The sequence below is a fragment of the Pseudomonas sp. HMSC063H08 genome (assembly GCF_001813645.1).
Taxonomy (GTDB): domain Bacteria; phylum Pseudomonadota; class Gammaproteobacteria; order Pseudomonadales; family Pseudomonadaceae; genus Pseudomonas; species Pseudomonas aeruginosa.
The window spans coordinates 167,945-182,513 of record NZ_KV813593.1; the positions used below are offsets into that span (position 1 = coordinate 167,945).

At 59.0% G+C, this 14,569-nt stretch carries 16 protein-coding genes and 1 other RNA gene; 12 read left to right on the top strand and 5 right to left on the bottom strand.

Annotated features, from left to right (window positions below):
• Window positions 1–98: 98 nt before the first annotated feature.
• Window positions 99–782: a TetR/AcrR family transcriptional regulator gene (locus HMPREF2924_RS28000; protein WP_003134331.1), complete on the bottom strand. Its 684-nt coding sequence runs from the start codon at window positions 780–782 to the stop codon at window positions 99–101.
• An 87-nt stretch (window positions 783–869) separates the two neighbouring features.
• Between HMPREF2924_RS28000 and HMPREF2924_RS28005 the strand changes: the two genes are divergently transcribed.
• The 3 genes from HMPREF2924_RS28005 (at window position 870) to HMPREF2924_RS28015 (ending at window position 3,604) form a co-directional block, all read left to right on the top strand.
• Window positions 870–1,748 (top strand): hypothetical protein, encoded by an 879-nt coding sequence (locus HMPREF2924_RS28005; RefSeq protein ID WP_003134334.1) that lies wholly within the window; start codon window positions 870–872, stop codon window positions 1,746–1,748.
• Between the two features lie 61 nt (window positions 1,749–1,809).
• Window positions 1,810–2,162, top strand: a transfer-messenger RNA (tmRNA) gene (gene ssrA / locus HMPREF2924_RS28010).
• A 185-nt stretch (window positions 2,163–2,347) separates the two neighbouring features.
• Window positions 2,348–3,604, top strand: coding sequence for an integrase domain-containing protein (locus HMPREF2924_RS28015; protein ID WP_023094887.1), 1,257 nt, complete (start codon window positions 2,348–2,350; stop codon window positions 3,602–3,604).
• Between the two features lie 30 nt (window positions 3,605–3,634).
• On the opposite strand, the gene HMPREF2924_RS35090 is transcribed toward HMPREF2924_RS28015, so the two are convergent.
• Genes HMPREF2924_RS35090 through HMPREF2924_RS28025 form a run of 3 tightly spaced genes read right to left on the bottom strand, consistent with a single transcriptional unit; the run spans window position 3,635 to window position 7,506 of the window.
• Entirely contained in the window at window positions 3,635–3,931 is a 297-nt protein-coding gene (locus HMPREF2924_RS35090) for a DCL family protein (RefSeq protein WP_071543057.1), read from the bottom strand.
• A gap of 27 nt (window positions 3,932–3,958) precedes the next feature.
• Window positions 3,959–6,559 (bottom strand): DEAD/DEAH box helicase, encoded by a 2,601-nt coding sequence (locus HMPREF2924_RS28020; protein WP_003134336.1) that lies wholly within the window; start codon window positions 6,557–6,559, stop codon window positions 3,959–3,961.
• The gene (locus HMPREF2924_RS28025) at window positions 6,559–7,506 is read right to left on the bottom strand and encodes a HamA C-terminal domain-containing protein (RefSeq protein ID WP_023435474.1); all 948 of its coding nucleotides are present in this window, start codon (window positions 7,504–7,506) and stop codon (window positions 6,559–6,561) included. Before HMPREF2924_RS28025 ends, HMPREF2924_RS28020 begins: the two co-directional genes overlap by 1 nt.
• A gap of 240 nt (window positions 7,507–7,746) precedes the next feature.
• Between HMPREF2924_RS28025 and HMPREF2924_RS28030 the strand changes: the two genes are divergently transcribed.
• The 7 genes from HMPREF2924_RS28030 to HMPREF2924_RS28060 all read left to right on the top strand — a co-directional run bounded on the left by HMPREF2924_RS28030 (window position 7,747) and on the right by HMPREF2924_RS28060 (window position 12,317).
• Window positions 7,747–8,076 carry a hypothetical protein gene (locus tag HMPREF2924_RS28030; protein ID WP_023094888.1) on the top strand — a complete coding sequence of 110 codons (330 nt, stop codon included), beginning with the start codon at window positions 7,747–7,749 and terminating at the stop codon, window positions 8,074–8,076.
• A gap of 94 nt (window positions 8,077–8,170) precedes the next feature.
• Window positions 8,171–9,139, top strand: coding sequence for a DUF932 domain-containing protein (locus tag HMPREF2924_RS28035; RefSeq protein ID WP_003126784.1), 969 nt, complete (start codon window positions 8,171–8,173; stop codon window positions 9,137–9,139).
• Between the two features lie 75 nt (window positions 9,140–9,214).
• Window positions 9,215–10,219 carry a YqaJ viral recombinase family nuclease gene (locus tag HMPREF2924_RS28040; protein ID WP_023094889.1) on the top strand — a complete coding sequence of 335 codons (1,005 nt, stop codon included), beginning with the start codon at window positions 9,215–9,217 and terminating at the stop codon, window positions 10,217–10,219.
• Between the two features lie 90 nt (window positions 10,220–10,309).
• Window positions 10,310–11,260 carry a recombination directionality factor gene (locus tag HMPREF2924_RS28045; RefSeq protein WP_023094890.1) on the top strand — a complete coding sequence of 317 codons (951 nt, stop codon included), beginning with the start codon at window positions 10,310–10,312 and terminating at the stop codon, window positions 11,258–11,260.
• Window positions 11,232–11,729: a RadC family protein gene (gene radC, locus HMPREF2924_RS28050; protein WP_003134344.1), complete on the top strand. Its 498-nt coding sequence runs from the start codon at window positions 11,232–11,234 to the stop codon at window positions 11,727–11,729. The genes HMPREF2924_RS28045 and radC overlap by 29 nt, the downstream gene beginning before the upstream one ends.
• A 13-nt stretch (window positions 11,730–11,742) precedes the next feature.
• Entirely contained in the window at window positions 11,743–11,952 is a 210-nt protein-coding gene (locus HMPREF2924_RS28055; protein WP_023094891.1) for a hypothetical protein, read from the top strand.
• Between the two features lie 59 nt (window positions 11,953–12,011).
• Window positions 12,012–12,317 (top strand): hypothetical protein, encoded by a 306-nt coding sequence (locus tag HMPREF2924_RS28060; protein ID WP_023094892.1) that lies wholly within the window; start codon window positions 12,012–12,014, stop codon window positions 12,315–12,317.
• Here the strand turns inward: HMPREF2924_RS28060 and HMPREF2924_RS28065 are convergent.
• Window positions 12,304–12,651 carry a helix-turn-helix domain-containing protein gene (locus HMPREF2924_RS28065; RefSeq protein WP_023094893.1) on the bottom strand — a complete coding sequence of 116 codons (348 nt, stop codon included), beginning with the start codon at window positions 12,649–12,651 and terminating at the stop codon, window positions 12,304–12,306. The two genes, HMPREF2924_RS28060 and HMPREF2924_RS28065, sit on opposite strands and share 14 nt — an antisense overlap.
• Before the next feature lie 131 nt (window positions 12,652–12,782).
• Here HMPREF2924_RS28065 and HMPREF2924_RS28070 point away from each other — a divergent pair, with 131 nt between their 5' ends.
• Window positions 12,783–13,136, top strand: a complete 354-nt coding sequence (locus HMPREF2924_RS28070) for a hypothetical protein (RefSeq protein ID WP_003127880.1) — start codon at window positions 12,783–12,785, stop codon at window positions 13,134–13,136.
• A gap of 161 nt (window positions 13,137–13,297) precedes the next feature.
• On the top strand, window positions 13,298–14,566 hold the full coding sequence (locus tag HMPREF2924_RS28075; RefSeq protein WP_023094894.1) for a toxin-antitoxin system YwqK family antitoxin: 1,269 nt from the start codon (window positions 13,298–13,300) through the stop codon (window positions 14,564–14,566).
• Window positions 14,567–14,569 lie beyond the last annotated feature (3 nt).

Consider the following 14,569-nt stretch of genomic DNA (forward strand, 5'->3'; position numbering starts at 1 on the left):
CTCCCGTCTTGTTGTTATGACAGGGCATCAGAGCATGGCCACGGCGGGCTGCGAGCCCAACCTAGGTTCTGTAGGCGCGAGCGGCGACTGCCCGGCTGTTACCCTTGCAGTCTCGTCGGAGCCTGGGTGCTGGGACAGAGCGTACCCACCAGCAGGTCGCCGAGCACCCGCTTGACCCGCGGCAGCTCCAGCGGGCCGCTGGCATTGAGCAGCTCCAGCGAAGCCGCCTCCATCGCCCAGATCAGCACCCGGTAGGTCAGCGCATCGTGGGCCGCACCCTGGGCGCCCAGGCGCTCGGCCCACAGCTCGATAATCTTCAGGTGCGCGCGCTGCCGGTGCGCCGCCAGCGGCGAGCCGGCATGCAGGGCCTCCTCCTGCATCATGCGGATGATCGGACCGACCGCCAGGTGGTAGTCGAAGAACAGCGAGACCATCGCCCGCAGCCAGTCCTCGTCGCTGCCGGCCTCGCTGCGCAGCCCGCCGAAGCGCGCCAGCAGCAATTGCACGGCGCTGTGGTAGATGCTTTCCAGCACCTCCAGCTTGCCGGCGAAATACTTGTAGAAAGTCCGCCGCGAGACCCGCGCCGCCTCCAGCAGGTCGTTGACCGTGGTCTCGGCGACCCCCTTGCGGGTGAACACCGGGATCGCCGCGAGCTGGATGTTGGTCCGTTGCAGATGCCCCACCAGCGGCCCCTCGCCCTGCGCCGCCTGGCGCGCCAGCGCGCCGTAGCCGCCGAGGTCCTCGAATACCGCCTGCAAGCCGTCCCACTGCGCCGTTGCCATCCCGTCCGCCCCAATCGAAGCGCGGGGTGACGGCGGCCCCGGCCATCGCTAACCTAGGCCGATCCACGCGCCCCGCAAGGAAAGTCCGTGCCGACCCTATCACGCCGCCTGCTCTGGCCGCTGGCCATCCTTTTACTGGTTCTCGGCCGCCCGCTCGCGGCCGCCGACCTCTACTACCTCGGCCAGCGCATCCCGGACATCCAGAAGCCCTGGGACAGCCACGACTACCAGGTGCTGATCGACGCCCTGAAGAAGATCGAGGAAACCCAGAAGAACGCCCTGCCGCGACGCAGCGGCGAATTCACCGGGCCGCTCTACCTGCGCATGGTCAGCGAGGAAAACTTCCGCCCGCAGCTGAACATCTACAGCCCCTTGGAGATCCGCCAGAACGAGGCCCGCGAAGTACTGTTCAAGCTCAAGGAGCTGATGCGCCTGTACTTCGACTTCCGCGCCGCCAAGCAGCCCTACGGCGCCGAGGCGCTGGGCCTGATGAGCTACTCGCTGCGCGAGCAGTCGATCCTGTTCACCCTCACCGTCGAATTCTGGATGACCCTGTCCCAGGCCGAACAGCGCAACCCCGCGCGCCTGCGGGGCATGCAGGAAACCAAGGCGGCCGCGGCGATGCTCACCGGCAGCGCTCTCGACTACCTCGGCCTCACCGCCCAGTTCGAGCGCCAGGACCTGGTGCTCTACTCCGCCGAACTGGCCAAGGAAATGCCCGAGCTGTTCATCCACCTGCCCTCCCCGGTGCGCGCCCAGTTGCTGGAACGCATCGCCGGTTTCGCCAAGGACCACCCTTACCCCGAGGTCCGCGACAACATGCGCGACCTGCAACCGGTGTTGCAGGCGATCCAGGCCGACGTGGAAAAACAGCTGGCGCCCGGGCGGAACGCCAAGGCACCGGACAAACCCCTGGACCTGAGCCCGCCTCCGGAGGGGAAACCCAGCGGCGTCAAAGGTTTATGAGCGGCGGATTGGACTCTCGCAGCCCTTTGCCGTAGACTGGTCGTCGACCTGTCAAGGTTTTGGGGCCGATTAGGATTCGACGCCGGTAACAAAACTTGAGGGGCATGCCGAGCTGGTAGCAGAACTCGTAAATTCGCTGCTGCAAACTTATAGTTGCCAACGACGACAACTACGCTCTAGCTGCTTAATGCGGCTAGCAGTCGCTAGGGGATGCCTGTAAACCCGAAACGACTGTCAGATAGAACAGGATCGCCGCCAAGTTCGCTGTAGACGTAACGGCTAAAACTCATACAGCTCGCTCCAAGCACCCTGCCACTCGGGCGGCGCGGAGTTAACTCAGTAGAGCTGGCTAAGCATGTAGAACCGATAGCGGAGAGCTGGCGGACGGGGGTTCAAATCCCCCCGGCTCCACCAAATAACCATCTAAAGACGTCCTCGGACGTCTTTTTTTGTGCCTGAAACCCAGCAAATACGGGGCCTTCAGCATCATCACGATCCGATAGCGTCCAGCACGATCCACGAAATCCGGTATTCCAAGTGGTATTCCAAGCCATCCACTGGTAATTTTTGGAATACCGAAACCGTTCTTGGAATACCCCATGTGCGCCCAAGCCACCCGCCTCTCGGACCTCAAGGTCAAAGCCGCCAAGCCTCAAGAGAAGGACTACGTCCTGAGCGACGGTGACGGACTACAAATGCGAGTGAGAAGCAATCGCTCAAAGCTCTGGAACTTCAACTACCGGCACCCGGTGACGAAGAACCGGATCAACATGGGCCTCGGGACCTTCCCCGAAGTTTCATTGGCACAGGCACGCAAGCGAACCGTTGAGGCACGTGAACTCCTCGCCCACGGCATCGACCCCAAAGAGAAACGGGATGCCGTACAGCAGGCTAAGAAGGCGGCGACCGAGCACACATTCCAGAACGTGGCGACGGCCTGGTATGAACTGAAAAAGGATGCGGTGACACAGGCCTACGCCGAGGACATTTGGCGCTCCCTCACGCTGCACATCTTCCCGGACTTGGGCTGCACGCCGATTTCCGCCATCAACGCCCCCAAGGTCATCAATCTGCTCCGGCCGCTCGAAACCAAGGGCAGCCTTGAGACCGTTAAACGGCTGACGCAGCGGCTCAACGAGATCATGACCTACGGAGTCAATTCGGGACTGATTCACGCGAACCCGCTCAGTGGGATCCGCTCCGTCTTCAAGAAACCAAAGAAAAAGAACATGGCAGCGCTTCCCCCTGACGAGCTCAAGGAGCTCATGGTGGCGATCGCCAATGCCAGTATCAAAAGAACGACCCGCTGCCTCATCGAATGGCAGCTCCACACCATGACCCGGCCAGCCGAGGCTGCGACCGCCCGCTGGGTGGACATCGACATCGAGAAGAAGATCTGGACGATCCCTGCGGAACGCATGAAAAAACGCCGGACGCATATCGTCCCGCTCACGGAACAGGCCCTCGCACTTCTGGAGGCGATCAAGCCGTACAGCGGACACCGAGAGTACGTGTTCCCCGCAGACCGGAACCCTCGCACTCACTGCAATAGCCAGACTGCCAATATGGCGCTTAAACGGATGGGCTTCGAAGGGCGCCTGGTCAGCCACGGCATGCGCTCGATGGCGAGCACCATTCTCAACGAGCATGGCTGGGACCCTGAACTGATTGAGGTAGCACTTGCCCACGTCGACAAGGACGAGGTTCGCAGCGCCTACAACCGGGCGGACTACATCGAGCGCAGACGCCCGATGATGGCTTGGTGGAGCGAGCATATCCAGGAAGCAGCCACCGGTAATCTCTCGATGTCGGCTATCAAGGAAAATCGGGACAGAAAAGTCGTTTCGATACGTTAATCAGGCAGAAGCGCGCAACCTCCAACTCGCTTAGCTACCGTGGATAGAGCCTGTAATAGAAAACTTTTCCGTAGTCCCATCAGTACGGTTCACCCAAAAGCATTTGGTGCCAAAGTCTGCAGTTCGAACGCTGAAGTCGGCAATGCCGCAACCGATTTTTTCGGCAGCATTTGGGTGGTGCTCCAGCGCTGCTCTCAAAATCACTGCGTCGTCGGCCTTAACGCGATCCCCCAAGTCATACCGACGGAGCATCGCTTTCAAGTATGCGACAGCATCCCCCCTTCTTTCGAAATGTAGAGGACCTAGAGTGATAGGCTTTGCGGGCATGTGTAACCTCCAGTTCCCTACCAGACGCTATGTGGTTGATTCGCCAGGAAGCGTAAGACGTTCACGCACCTCGCGGATGATGATAGCCGGGATGTCCATTGCTCGGAATTGACTCATGCGCTCGGAGATCCACGCTAAGCATTCATCTCTATTGAGGTCGTCGCGGGCAATTCTCTCGTACAAAGCGACAGCGCTCATACGAGAAAGACCCAGTTCCATGAGCGAGAGAAGTGTCGTCGACGAAACACCGAACTCAAGTTGCGTGCCAATATCCAAACCATCGTCGATCAAGTCTTCACGACCAATTTCGCGAAGATGCAAATACAGCACATCCATATAAGCGGAAAGGTACTTTGGGGCCCTAAACCGCGCGATTTGCTCCACCAACTCCATTGTGCCACGAATCAGTCCAGGAAGACTGAAAGGCTTATCGTTTTTTTGATGCCAATCGATGCTGTCGCGAATGATACGGGCTAGCGAGTAGCCCTTTAGCCATTTGACGACAATTAACGCATACAGCCTGATGCGAGCTGGGGGGTTGAAAGCAAGAAACAAGTGATCGTTGACTCTTCCCATAATTGTGACGAATCGGTCATAACTGTCGAAACTCGCAACGTCAGCAGGAAGAAGGTTTTCAACATCGCCCGGATAAGCACGAAATGCTTCAAGAAGGTGCTGAAGACCAACCGCACTTACGCCTGGATGACGAGCAGCTAGGTCAACACTGATTTCGATCTGTTCTGCAAGCGCCCCCAAGGCCTGATCTAGCTTCGCAATTGACTCGGCATCATGGCGTTTCGCGAGGCTTGCCGCTGATATGGAGCCGAGCCGCATAAAGGTGGTGAGTAGATAGGCCCCAACCTGCTCGAACTTATCCTTATCCTCGATGCTTGATAGGTCCGATAGCCCACGATTGGCTAGATAACCCGCCATACCGTCGCCAAGCTCGAGAACCGCATCGCTTTCGCGCTTAATGGGATAACGTGCCCTGCCCGGAACGCCCGCAGGCCAAGCCTGCGTATCTTCTGGATCAATGCAGATAATATTTCCTTGGAATTCATCACCCCATCGACCTGCGCGGCCAGCCAAATTCCAGAAGTCGTGCGGCTCCATCGGGTGGCCTCTCCCTTTTCGCGGTCCGCGCACCACGATTGTCCGGCAGGACAAATTCACGCCCTCAATCAGAGTGGAGGTGCAAACTAGGAAACGTATCTTCCCTGACCGGAATAGCCGCTCTATCTCGAGTCGGAGTAGAGACGGCATATTGCCATAATGAAACGCCACTCCGAGTTCAACGAGCGGTGCCAGTCGGAAGTCTTGGTGCACTCCCTTACGAGCAAGTTCAGCGAGCTCTGAAAGCTCAGGATCGGTGGTTGGAAGCTTGGGCAAGAGCTGACTGATCAAGTCAGCGACCTCTTCCGCCTCTCCTGCTCCGTTCGCGTATACGAGCGTTCCACCTCTTTCGCCGACAGCTGCTGCGATAAACGCGAGGCGCTTCTTGACCCCTTCCGGTGTGCTCGCGAGCTGAAGAACCCCTACTGGCAGGGTTGAGCCCTGCTGTCGGAGAGTAAGCTCCCACAGCTTCGATTTCCGCGGCACCTGCGTTGCAACTATCAAATTCTGAAGAACCGTGGACGAGTCGCTATCGACGGCGACGGTATGCACACCGAGAGGCGCGTCCGTGAGTAGCTCTTCCGGGTTCTGGGTCGCTGGACTGATAAACACAGCTTTCAGCTTGGGGTTGGCGCGGGTGGCTCGCTCTATTGCATCCTGCAAAATCACGCCGCGTTGGTTGTCCCCGATCTTGTGCGCCTCGTCCACGATGAGAAGGTCTATTAAGAACATGTCACCAAGCACGTTGGCGAGAAGATGTAATCGCTCCTGAGTAAATACGAGAATCACTCGTGCACTGCCGGCCCGAGCAGCTTTGTATTTATCAGGGAGCGGAAGGGACGACACCTCTATCTCCTCGGAGCTACCGAGGATGCTCTTGAGATTGGTCTCTATTTCTGAAACCAGTGCGCGAGTCGGAGCAAGGTAGACTGCAACTCTGGCTTCGCCCGCAACCACTTGGTCTATAAGCCATTGAAGAACGAGAAACGTCTTGCCAGAGGCGGTAGGCGCGGATGCCGATAGCCAGCTATCTCCGGCTGCATTAATCCAGAAGCGCTGCTGAAAATCGTTTACTTGTAGCCAAGCCCCGCTCGACTGCACCAAGACAGAACGGTCCATCTCACGCCGCTGAGCCTCGAGACGCAATGCGATACCAAGCCGCCCATCAAGGCCGGCTGCCACCAATTTGCGGTCGGTGGCTAACGTAATGGCCCGAAAGTTGGAAAGCTTGCCCATAAGAACCGCGCCAGCGTCTTTGAGTGCTTGATCATCCGTCAAAGAAACTGCAGCGGTTGCGACTCGAAGCGCGGCCTCTTGATCTCCCCTTTGATCGGAGCGCGCAAGAATACTGCCGGCGAGCAACAATCTGGGCCAGTCAATAGGCTCGTCGGATTGAACCGAGGTATCTGGTGCCAGATTATCGAGTTCGTTGCGTACTGTTAGTCGAGTGATCGCATCGAGATCGTCTCGAACACCCTCTTGAAGTAGCCACGATTGGAGGTCGGCGAGGCTCATTATTCCTTGATCCCCATTGCTTTGAGGAATGCTGCGCGGAAACCTTCGGCCGACGGCAGAGGGACGCAGAACAACTCGATTTCCATCTGATCGAGCTTCTCCAATTTGAGCCGCTCGCCAATACGATTGCTCCAACCGGTAAGTGCGGTGCGGGACGCCTCGACAATCTCCTCAGCAACCGCCTTCGCATTGTCCTTCGGGTAGAACGGTGCGTCGAAGCCTACAAGGGCCACGCCGCAGTATTGGACCCGCTTAGACATGACCGACGACCTGTCAAAATACTTCTTGAGTGCATCGGTGAGGGCTGGGTTGCTAAGGTCGGCCTTGTCGCTCAGGAGCATCAGGTCGCGCTCCCGCCCTGCCTCCTCGTGTTCGGGCTCGATCAGGAACGGGGAGAGGGAATTGAGACAGTCGCGAATCGCAGCGCTCGCATCCGCGTAGACTTTTGATTCACCCCAGTAGAGTTTTAAAGTGCCCTCCGCTGTCACGCCCGCATACACCCCATCCGCGCCGTGATAGTGCACACGTGTGTCCGTCTTGAGATCCATCTTGCAAAGAATCTGTGGCAGCTTGAGAAAGCGCTCCGCCAGCAGGAACAGCAGCATCTCTCCACCCTCGCCGGTGTTCGCCAAATCGGTAAACGAGCGCTTGGCCCGCTCGATTAGTTCGGCGACTGCCTCGGTGCTGTTGAATCTGTTGTCGCGCGCCTTTGCGTCGGCGAGCTTCGAACGCGGAATCGCATAATCAACGACGGCATTCCGCATGAACTCTGCCAGCCGATGCGGTTGAACACGGCCATTTCCATCCACTGAAAGACAGTGGCAGTGAATCTTGACTAAATGCCCGTCAATCGGTACGTCTCGCTCGACGAGCGTCAGGTGAACCTCAAGTGCTTCCGGGTTCCCCGTTAGAGCAGACTCGAGATCGGCAGGGGTGATGATCGACAAACGGCCTCCATTCCATATGGTCTACCCATCTGCGTTCAGATGGCATAACGAAATCAGAATGTAACCGCCTTCACCGCTGTAGTGAATAGGCCAAACTTCCGTAGAGACCTTCGAGTGCCCGCGGGGGTCGACTGCTGCGGTCAGTTTCTTTGATAAGGTGGTCATGACACTACCATTCGATTCAAAAAAATCTCAACCACACATTATCGCGATGACATAAGCACCAAGGAGGTTCACCCCATGTCATTGCAGTGCCCTCGCTGTCATTCCCCCAAAGTCGCTTCCTTCCATCACGCCATGAAAGTCGGCGCGGCCATCGGCACCGTGGGCGGTGTTGCGCGTGGCGTCAGCGCTGCCCTCGCCGGTGGTCAGGCGGGCGCGGCTATCGGCGCGTTCGCAGGCCCTGTCGGCATCACCCTCGGTTCCGTGTCGGGTGCCATCCTCGGCGGCCTGGCCGGCGGGGTAGGTGGCTGTGCGCTCGGCGCGCAGCTCGGTGAGTCGCTCGACCGCCACGTTTTGGCCCACAACCTCTGCCTGCTCTGCGGTCACCGCTTCAACCTGCCGGCCTGATCCGGCTTTCGCCCTCTTCTCACTTCAATCGTCCGGTCGGTGCTGCGCTGTGCGCGGCGCTTTATGCCGGCCTGCACCCAAAGGAATCATCCAAATGGCACATCTCGTCGAAACCATGGCCTACGCTGGCGCCGCTCCGTGGCATGGCCTGGGCAATCAACTCACCCAGAAACAGCCCATTGAAGTCTGGCAACGCGAAGCCGGTATGGACTGGCAGATCCTGGAAAGCCCCGTGCACTTCAAGTCGGATGCCGTCGGCCACCTGGGCGCCATCCACTCGTTCCCCGAGCAGAAGGTGCTCTACCGCTCGGACACCAAGGCCCCGCTGTCAGTGGTCTCGCAGCGCTATCACACCGTGCAGCCGCGGGAAGTTCTGGAGTTTTACCGGGACCTCACCGAGGTGTCCGGCTACGAGCTGGAAACCGCTGGTGTGCTCAAAGGCGGGCGCAAGTTCTGGGCGCTGGCGCGTACCGGGCAAGGCGCTGCGCTCAAGGACAACGACCAGGTCAATGGCTACTTGCTGCTGGCGACCTCCTGCGATGGCACGCTGGCTACCACAGCCACGCCAACTACCGTGCGGGTGGTCTGCAACAACACCCTGACCATCGCCCTGGATGGCACCAGCCGCGCAATCAAGGTGCCGCACAACACCCGCTTCGATCCCAAGGCGGTGAAGAAGCAACTCGGCATCGCCGTCTCGCAATGGGATGACTTCATGTACCGCATGCGCGCGCTGGCCGAGCGCAAGGTGCAGTGGCATGAGGCACTGGGGTTCTTCATGAACGTGATGTGCGAGACCAGCCCGACCGGCGCTCTGCCGGAGCAACTGCCCAACGAACGCGCCCTGCGCAAGGTGCAGGAGCTGTACGAAGGCCGTGGTCGCGGTAGCCAGCTGGACTCGGCACGCGGCACCGTCTGGGGCCTGCTCAACGCCGTGACCGAGTACGTCGACCACGAACGCCGTGCGCGCAGCAACGAGTACCGCATGGACTCGGCCTGGTTCGGCCAGGGCGCGCAGATCAAGCAACGCGCCCTGGATGCCGCGCTGCAGCTCGCCGCTTAACCCTCACTCACATCAACCCTCGCGCCCGGTCAGCCTTGTGCTGGTCGGGCGTTTTTATGTCTGCAGGTGAATATCATGAAAGCTACGTCATTGAACGGCGGCACCAGCAAGAAACGCCCTGCTCTGCGCCTGGTCAGCACCAAGGAGCTGCCGCGTGAGGACTGGCTGCAGATTCGCAAGCGGGGCATCGGCAGTTCGGATGCCGCGGCGGCCGTGGGCCTGAATCCCTATAAGTCGCAGCTGGAACTGTGGTTGGAGAAGACCGGTCGCGATGCCGGGCTACCGAAGGCCGATCCCCAGGATGAGGAAAGCCCGATGTATTGGGGCAACGTCCTGGAGCCCATCGTGGCCTGGCATTACAGCAAGCGCACCAAGAACAAGGTACGCCGCATCAACGCCGTGCTGCAACATCCCGATCCGGACCAGCCCTGGATGCTGGCCAACATCGACCGCGAGGTGATCGGCGCCGACGACGTGCAGATCCTCGAATGCAAGACCGCCGGCATAAACGGGACACGCCTCTGGAAGGAAGGCGTCCCCGAATATGTCCAGCTGCAGGTGATGCACCAGCTCGCCGTCACCGGCAAGCTGGCCGCGGATGTCGCCGTGCTGCTCGGCGGCCAGACGTTGGAAATCCACCGCATCGAGCGGGACGAGCAGATGATCGCCCGCCTGATCGAGCTGGAGCGCAAGTTCTGGCACTACGTGGAAACCGATACGCCACCGCCGGCCGATGGCACCGCGTCAGCCGAAGCGGCCCTACGCTGCCTCTACCCGGAGGACAACGGCCAGGTCGTCGACTTCAGCAGCCATGCCGGACTGACTGCGGTCTACATCGAGCTCAAGGCCGTTCGCCAGTCGATTGCCGACAAGGAGAAGCGAGAGGCCGAGCTCAAGCAGATGCTGCAACAGGCCATGGGCACTGCCAGCCGAGCGGAGTTCTCCAGCGGCTACGTCAGCTGGCGCAAGGCCAAGGACAGCATCGGTCTCGATGTCGCTCAACTGCTCCAGGACAAGCCCTACCTGCAGGCCAAGTACCCGCTGCTGAAACCCGGTGCGCGGCGTTTCCTGGTCAGCTGATTCCGTCTCCATCAACTCTTCCCTCCCCTTGGCCAGTCCATGCAGTTCGCGCTGCGTGGCTGGCCTTTTTTCATTTCCAGGAGCACCACTATGTTGAAAGGTCTCGCGCTCATCCCTCCCGCACTCGGTCGCATCTCCATCGGCAAGGTCATCGAGAAGAACGGCAAGCGCCTGCCGGAGAAGGATGACCAGTTCACTATCACCTCCCAGGTACAAGGCAAGGACGGCTGGCTGCTGCATCCGCTCAACGACGAGCTGCGTCAGGGCAAGGACGACAAGCTGCGCAGCATTCCGGTACGCCTACTGTTCAACGAGCCGGAGCTGAATTTCCGCGCCGACTACACCTTGTTCGACCGGCAGTCCGGACGGCCGCTGTGCGTGGGCAATGGCGAGACCTGCAAGCGGGTCACTCAGGACGGCATGCAGTCGCTGCCCTGCCCTTCGCCAGATGCCTGCTCGTTGGCCAAAGGCAATGCCTGCAGGCCCTACGGTCGGCTGAACGTGGTCATTGGCGATGACGACCCGCTGGGTAGCTTCGTGTTCCGTACCACCGGTTTCAACAGCATCCGCACCCTGGCCGCTCGCCTGCATTACTTCCAGGCCATCTCCGGTAACCGCCTGGCCTGCCTGCCACTGGAGCTGCGTCTGCGTGGCAAGTCGACCCGGCAAAGCCATGGGACGCCGATCTTCTACGTTGACCTGACGGTACGCGGCGGCATGGACATGGCGGAGGCGCTACTGGCCGCCAATGAGCTCAATGCGCAGCGGCAAGCAGCCGGCTTCAATCAGGCCGCCTTGGATGAAGCGGCGCAGCGTGGCTTTGGCAATGGCGCCTTCGAGGACAGCGAGGAAGACGCGGGCGCCGTCGCCGAGGAGTTCTACCCCACCGAAGAAACCCCATCTCCAACCACCAACACGCCCCGGCGTTCTGCGAAGACCAACCTGGCCGAGAAGCTGGACGCACAAGCCCAGCGCCACATCCCACCAACCGATCACCATCAAGGAGCCCACCATGCGCCTGCACAAGCTGAAGGCCAGTGAATCGACCGGCACCTACCTGGTCGAGTCGCCGGTTACCGAAACCGACGTCCTGCTGATGGCCCGGCAGTTGGCGAATCTGCGTCTGCGCCGGGGGCGAGCACTGACTTCACCGAAGGAAGTTTTCAGCCACCTGCAGGCGCTGCTGGGCGATTACGAGCATGAGGTATTTGCCCTGCTCCTGCTCGACAGCCGGCACCGGGTGATCGTCTTTCACGAACTGTTCCGGGGCCCCCTGGACAGTGCCAGCGTCTATCCCCGGGAAGTCGTCAAGGCTGCTCTGGAGCACAACGCCGCGGCAACCGTGCTGATCCACAACCACCCTTCCGGTGATCCGGAACCCAGCCAATCAGATCTCACCCTGACCCACAAACTGCGGGAGGCCCTGAACCTGATCGGGGTGCGAACCCTGGACCATATCGTGGTGGGCCACGAGGGCTGCGTGTCGCTGGCGGAACAGGGCTACCTGTGAGGAGAACACGACCGTGAAGCTACTGCGGATCATTGCTGCCGTGTTCATGTTCGCCGGCATCCTCGCGGGCTGCCTGGCCCTTCTGCTGCTGGCGCTTCTGATGGTGCGCTTTCCGCCCCTGCTGATCGCCGTACTGCTGGCGTGCTGGATTTTCTGCCGCCTCGTGAAGTTGCTGGCACCCGGAACGGCAGCGGCAGAGTCCACCACTGCACCACCGAAATAATCACTACCCCGAGCCGCCAGGCATGCACTGGCCGCCTCAATTCGATAGGGAGCATGACGATGAACAGACAGTGTCTGATCTGCGACTCCAGCGCCGTGCTGACACGGGACGCAGCCAAAGGGCTGGCCCTGCTGGTCGGGCTGATCGATGGCGCAAGCAAGGGCGCTCGGCGCCCAGGTGAACGGGGCTGCCATGCCGACATTCTCAGCGGCCTGGCAGCAGTCGTACCCGCTTGCCCGGAGGCGCGAAAGGCGGCAGAGGATGTCGCGCGGTTTCACTTCGCCGGCTTCGACTGCCTGTGCCTACGCTGCGGCGCCTTGTTCGACGAGACGGCAGAAAGTCAGGAGGGCCTTAGCCCCGGCTGAGGCGCTCCACCAGACGCTCCACAAACTCCAGCACCAGCGCACGATCATCCGAGTTCAGCATGGACAGCAGCCCCTGCAGTCGACGCGCCTGATCCTCTGGGCGCGAGCTTCCCTCGGTCAGCAGGTCGGCGGTCTCACAGCCGAAGACAGCCGCCAGTTCAATCAGACGTTCGACATTGGGCATGACGACTCCACGCTCGATGCGTGAAACGGCCTCACTACCAATCCCCAAGCGCTCCGCGACCTGTTCCTGACTCAGCTTGCAACGTACTCGCTGGCGAGCAATCGCTTGGCCCACGACTTCCGCCAACTGCTTTGAATCGGTTTTCGACATGCCACCCCTCCAGATCAACTCGGATGGTTGGGCATCAACCTGTTGACATGAAGGACTTCACAAACCGAGACTCAACCTAAAAGGTTGATATTCAACTTTTCCTCCAACTCCAAGCAGGGAGCACAAACAGCATGTACGTCATCACCGGACTGAACGAAGCGCAGATCGACGGCCTCGTGCGCAGCAGGGCGTCCTTCGAGATCAATGGCCTCAGGGGTAACTTCATGGCTGGCATCAAACTGGTCGAGACCAAGATCGAAAGCTTGGGGATGAAGTGTCGCGTCAAGAGCGATACGAAAAGCGCGCTTGCTCAAGGAGGCGCTATTGGCGCGATTGCCAGTCTGGCTTCGGTTCCAGTCACCCTTTCAGTCGTCACGCTAACCGCAGCAGCCAGCGCCGGACACAGCCTGCTGACCCGAAACCCGGACTACGAAATCCTCAAGGACTACGTGAATCAACGGCTCAGGGTCATCTACAAGAAATAACTCCGCCCCCTCTGAAAAAAGCCAGTGGTTCGGCACAAGTGTAATAAAGCGAGCAAGTGTCGGCCGATACCGAATTGGACACGGCCCGACACCTGCAGCTTAAAATCCACGCCCCTAACCACCTACATATAAGCCCCTAAGAATTCTGGAATAGTCCGATCATGAAAAGATTGATAGGAATCATCCTAGTCGCACTGGCCATCACCGGCTGCAAATCTGAAATCGACAATGCAGAGACCGTTATCAGGAATGGGCTCATCTATAAATACGGAGAACCCGACCCATTCACCGGGCTGGTACTAAACACTCCAGCAGGAGTCCCCGGCATATCAGCGCTCTGCAACTCCCAAGTGGAGAAAGGTCGATATAGCGGAAAAAGCGAGTGCTTCTACAATTCTCAAAAGGTGTACGAGGTTGAGTACCTGGAAGGCGTCAAAAACGGCACCGAGAAAGTATTCGATGCTAAAACAGGCGACAAAATTTCCGTCAAGAACTGGAAAAGAGGTAACCAGGACGGGATTGCTGAAGAGTACCAGAATGGCGTACTGACTCACCTGCAAGAGTTTAAGAATGGCAAGCCGGACGGGACGGAAACCGGCTGGACCGGCGATGGTAAGAAGGTGATCACTGAGCTTACCTGGAGCGCCGGCAGGAAGCTCAGCGGCTATGAGACGAATTCAAACGAGAAACTCAACTATCTAAACGGCCAACTGCACGGCCCACAGACAAAATACGGTTACCTCACCGGAAGCCTGAAGCAGTATGTAGCCTCGGAAGAAAACTACAAAGACGGCAAATTGGATGGCGTACAGAAAACGTACATAAATACTCTGCACACCGAAATCATTCAACAGGAGTCCGAAGTAATCTACGAGAATGGCACTGCAGTTTCCGGATGGTTAAAAACATTTAACAAGCAAGACGGAAAGCCAATCCAGGAAATCAAGCTGGTTCAGCCCGACAAAGTCGAAGACGAAAACTTCCGCACTGAATATCCAGGAAATCTCGTACCAGACGGGCTGATCAAGACCTATAACTATCAGACCGACAGCTTTGATGGCGAAGAGGTCTGGGTCAATGGCGTAAAAACAAAATACTCCTACATCTCTCTAGTTGCCACTGCGGATGACGGCTACGACGCAGCGGATGACAGCGACGACGCTGGAGACATGGTATTTAACGTTCTCGACACTACTGCGCCATACGAAAAATACAGAAAAGTTTCCAAAGCAGAATATACCGCCTATGGGGCATCAACTGCCTTAAACCCTAGCGCTACAAACGCTAAATCATCATCAATCGTAACTAGTGATAACTGCCTTGAGGCTTGGATCTCCGCCTTCCGCGAAGAAGTAGGTGAGGATGCGCTGATCGTAAGCGAGCAACTCAGTGAGTGGGAAAGCTGGTGTAGCGAAGGTAGGCTTCCGTGATTT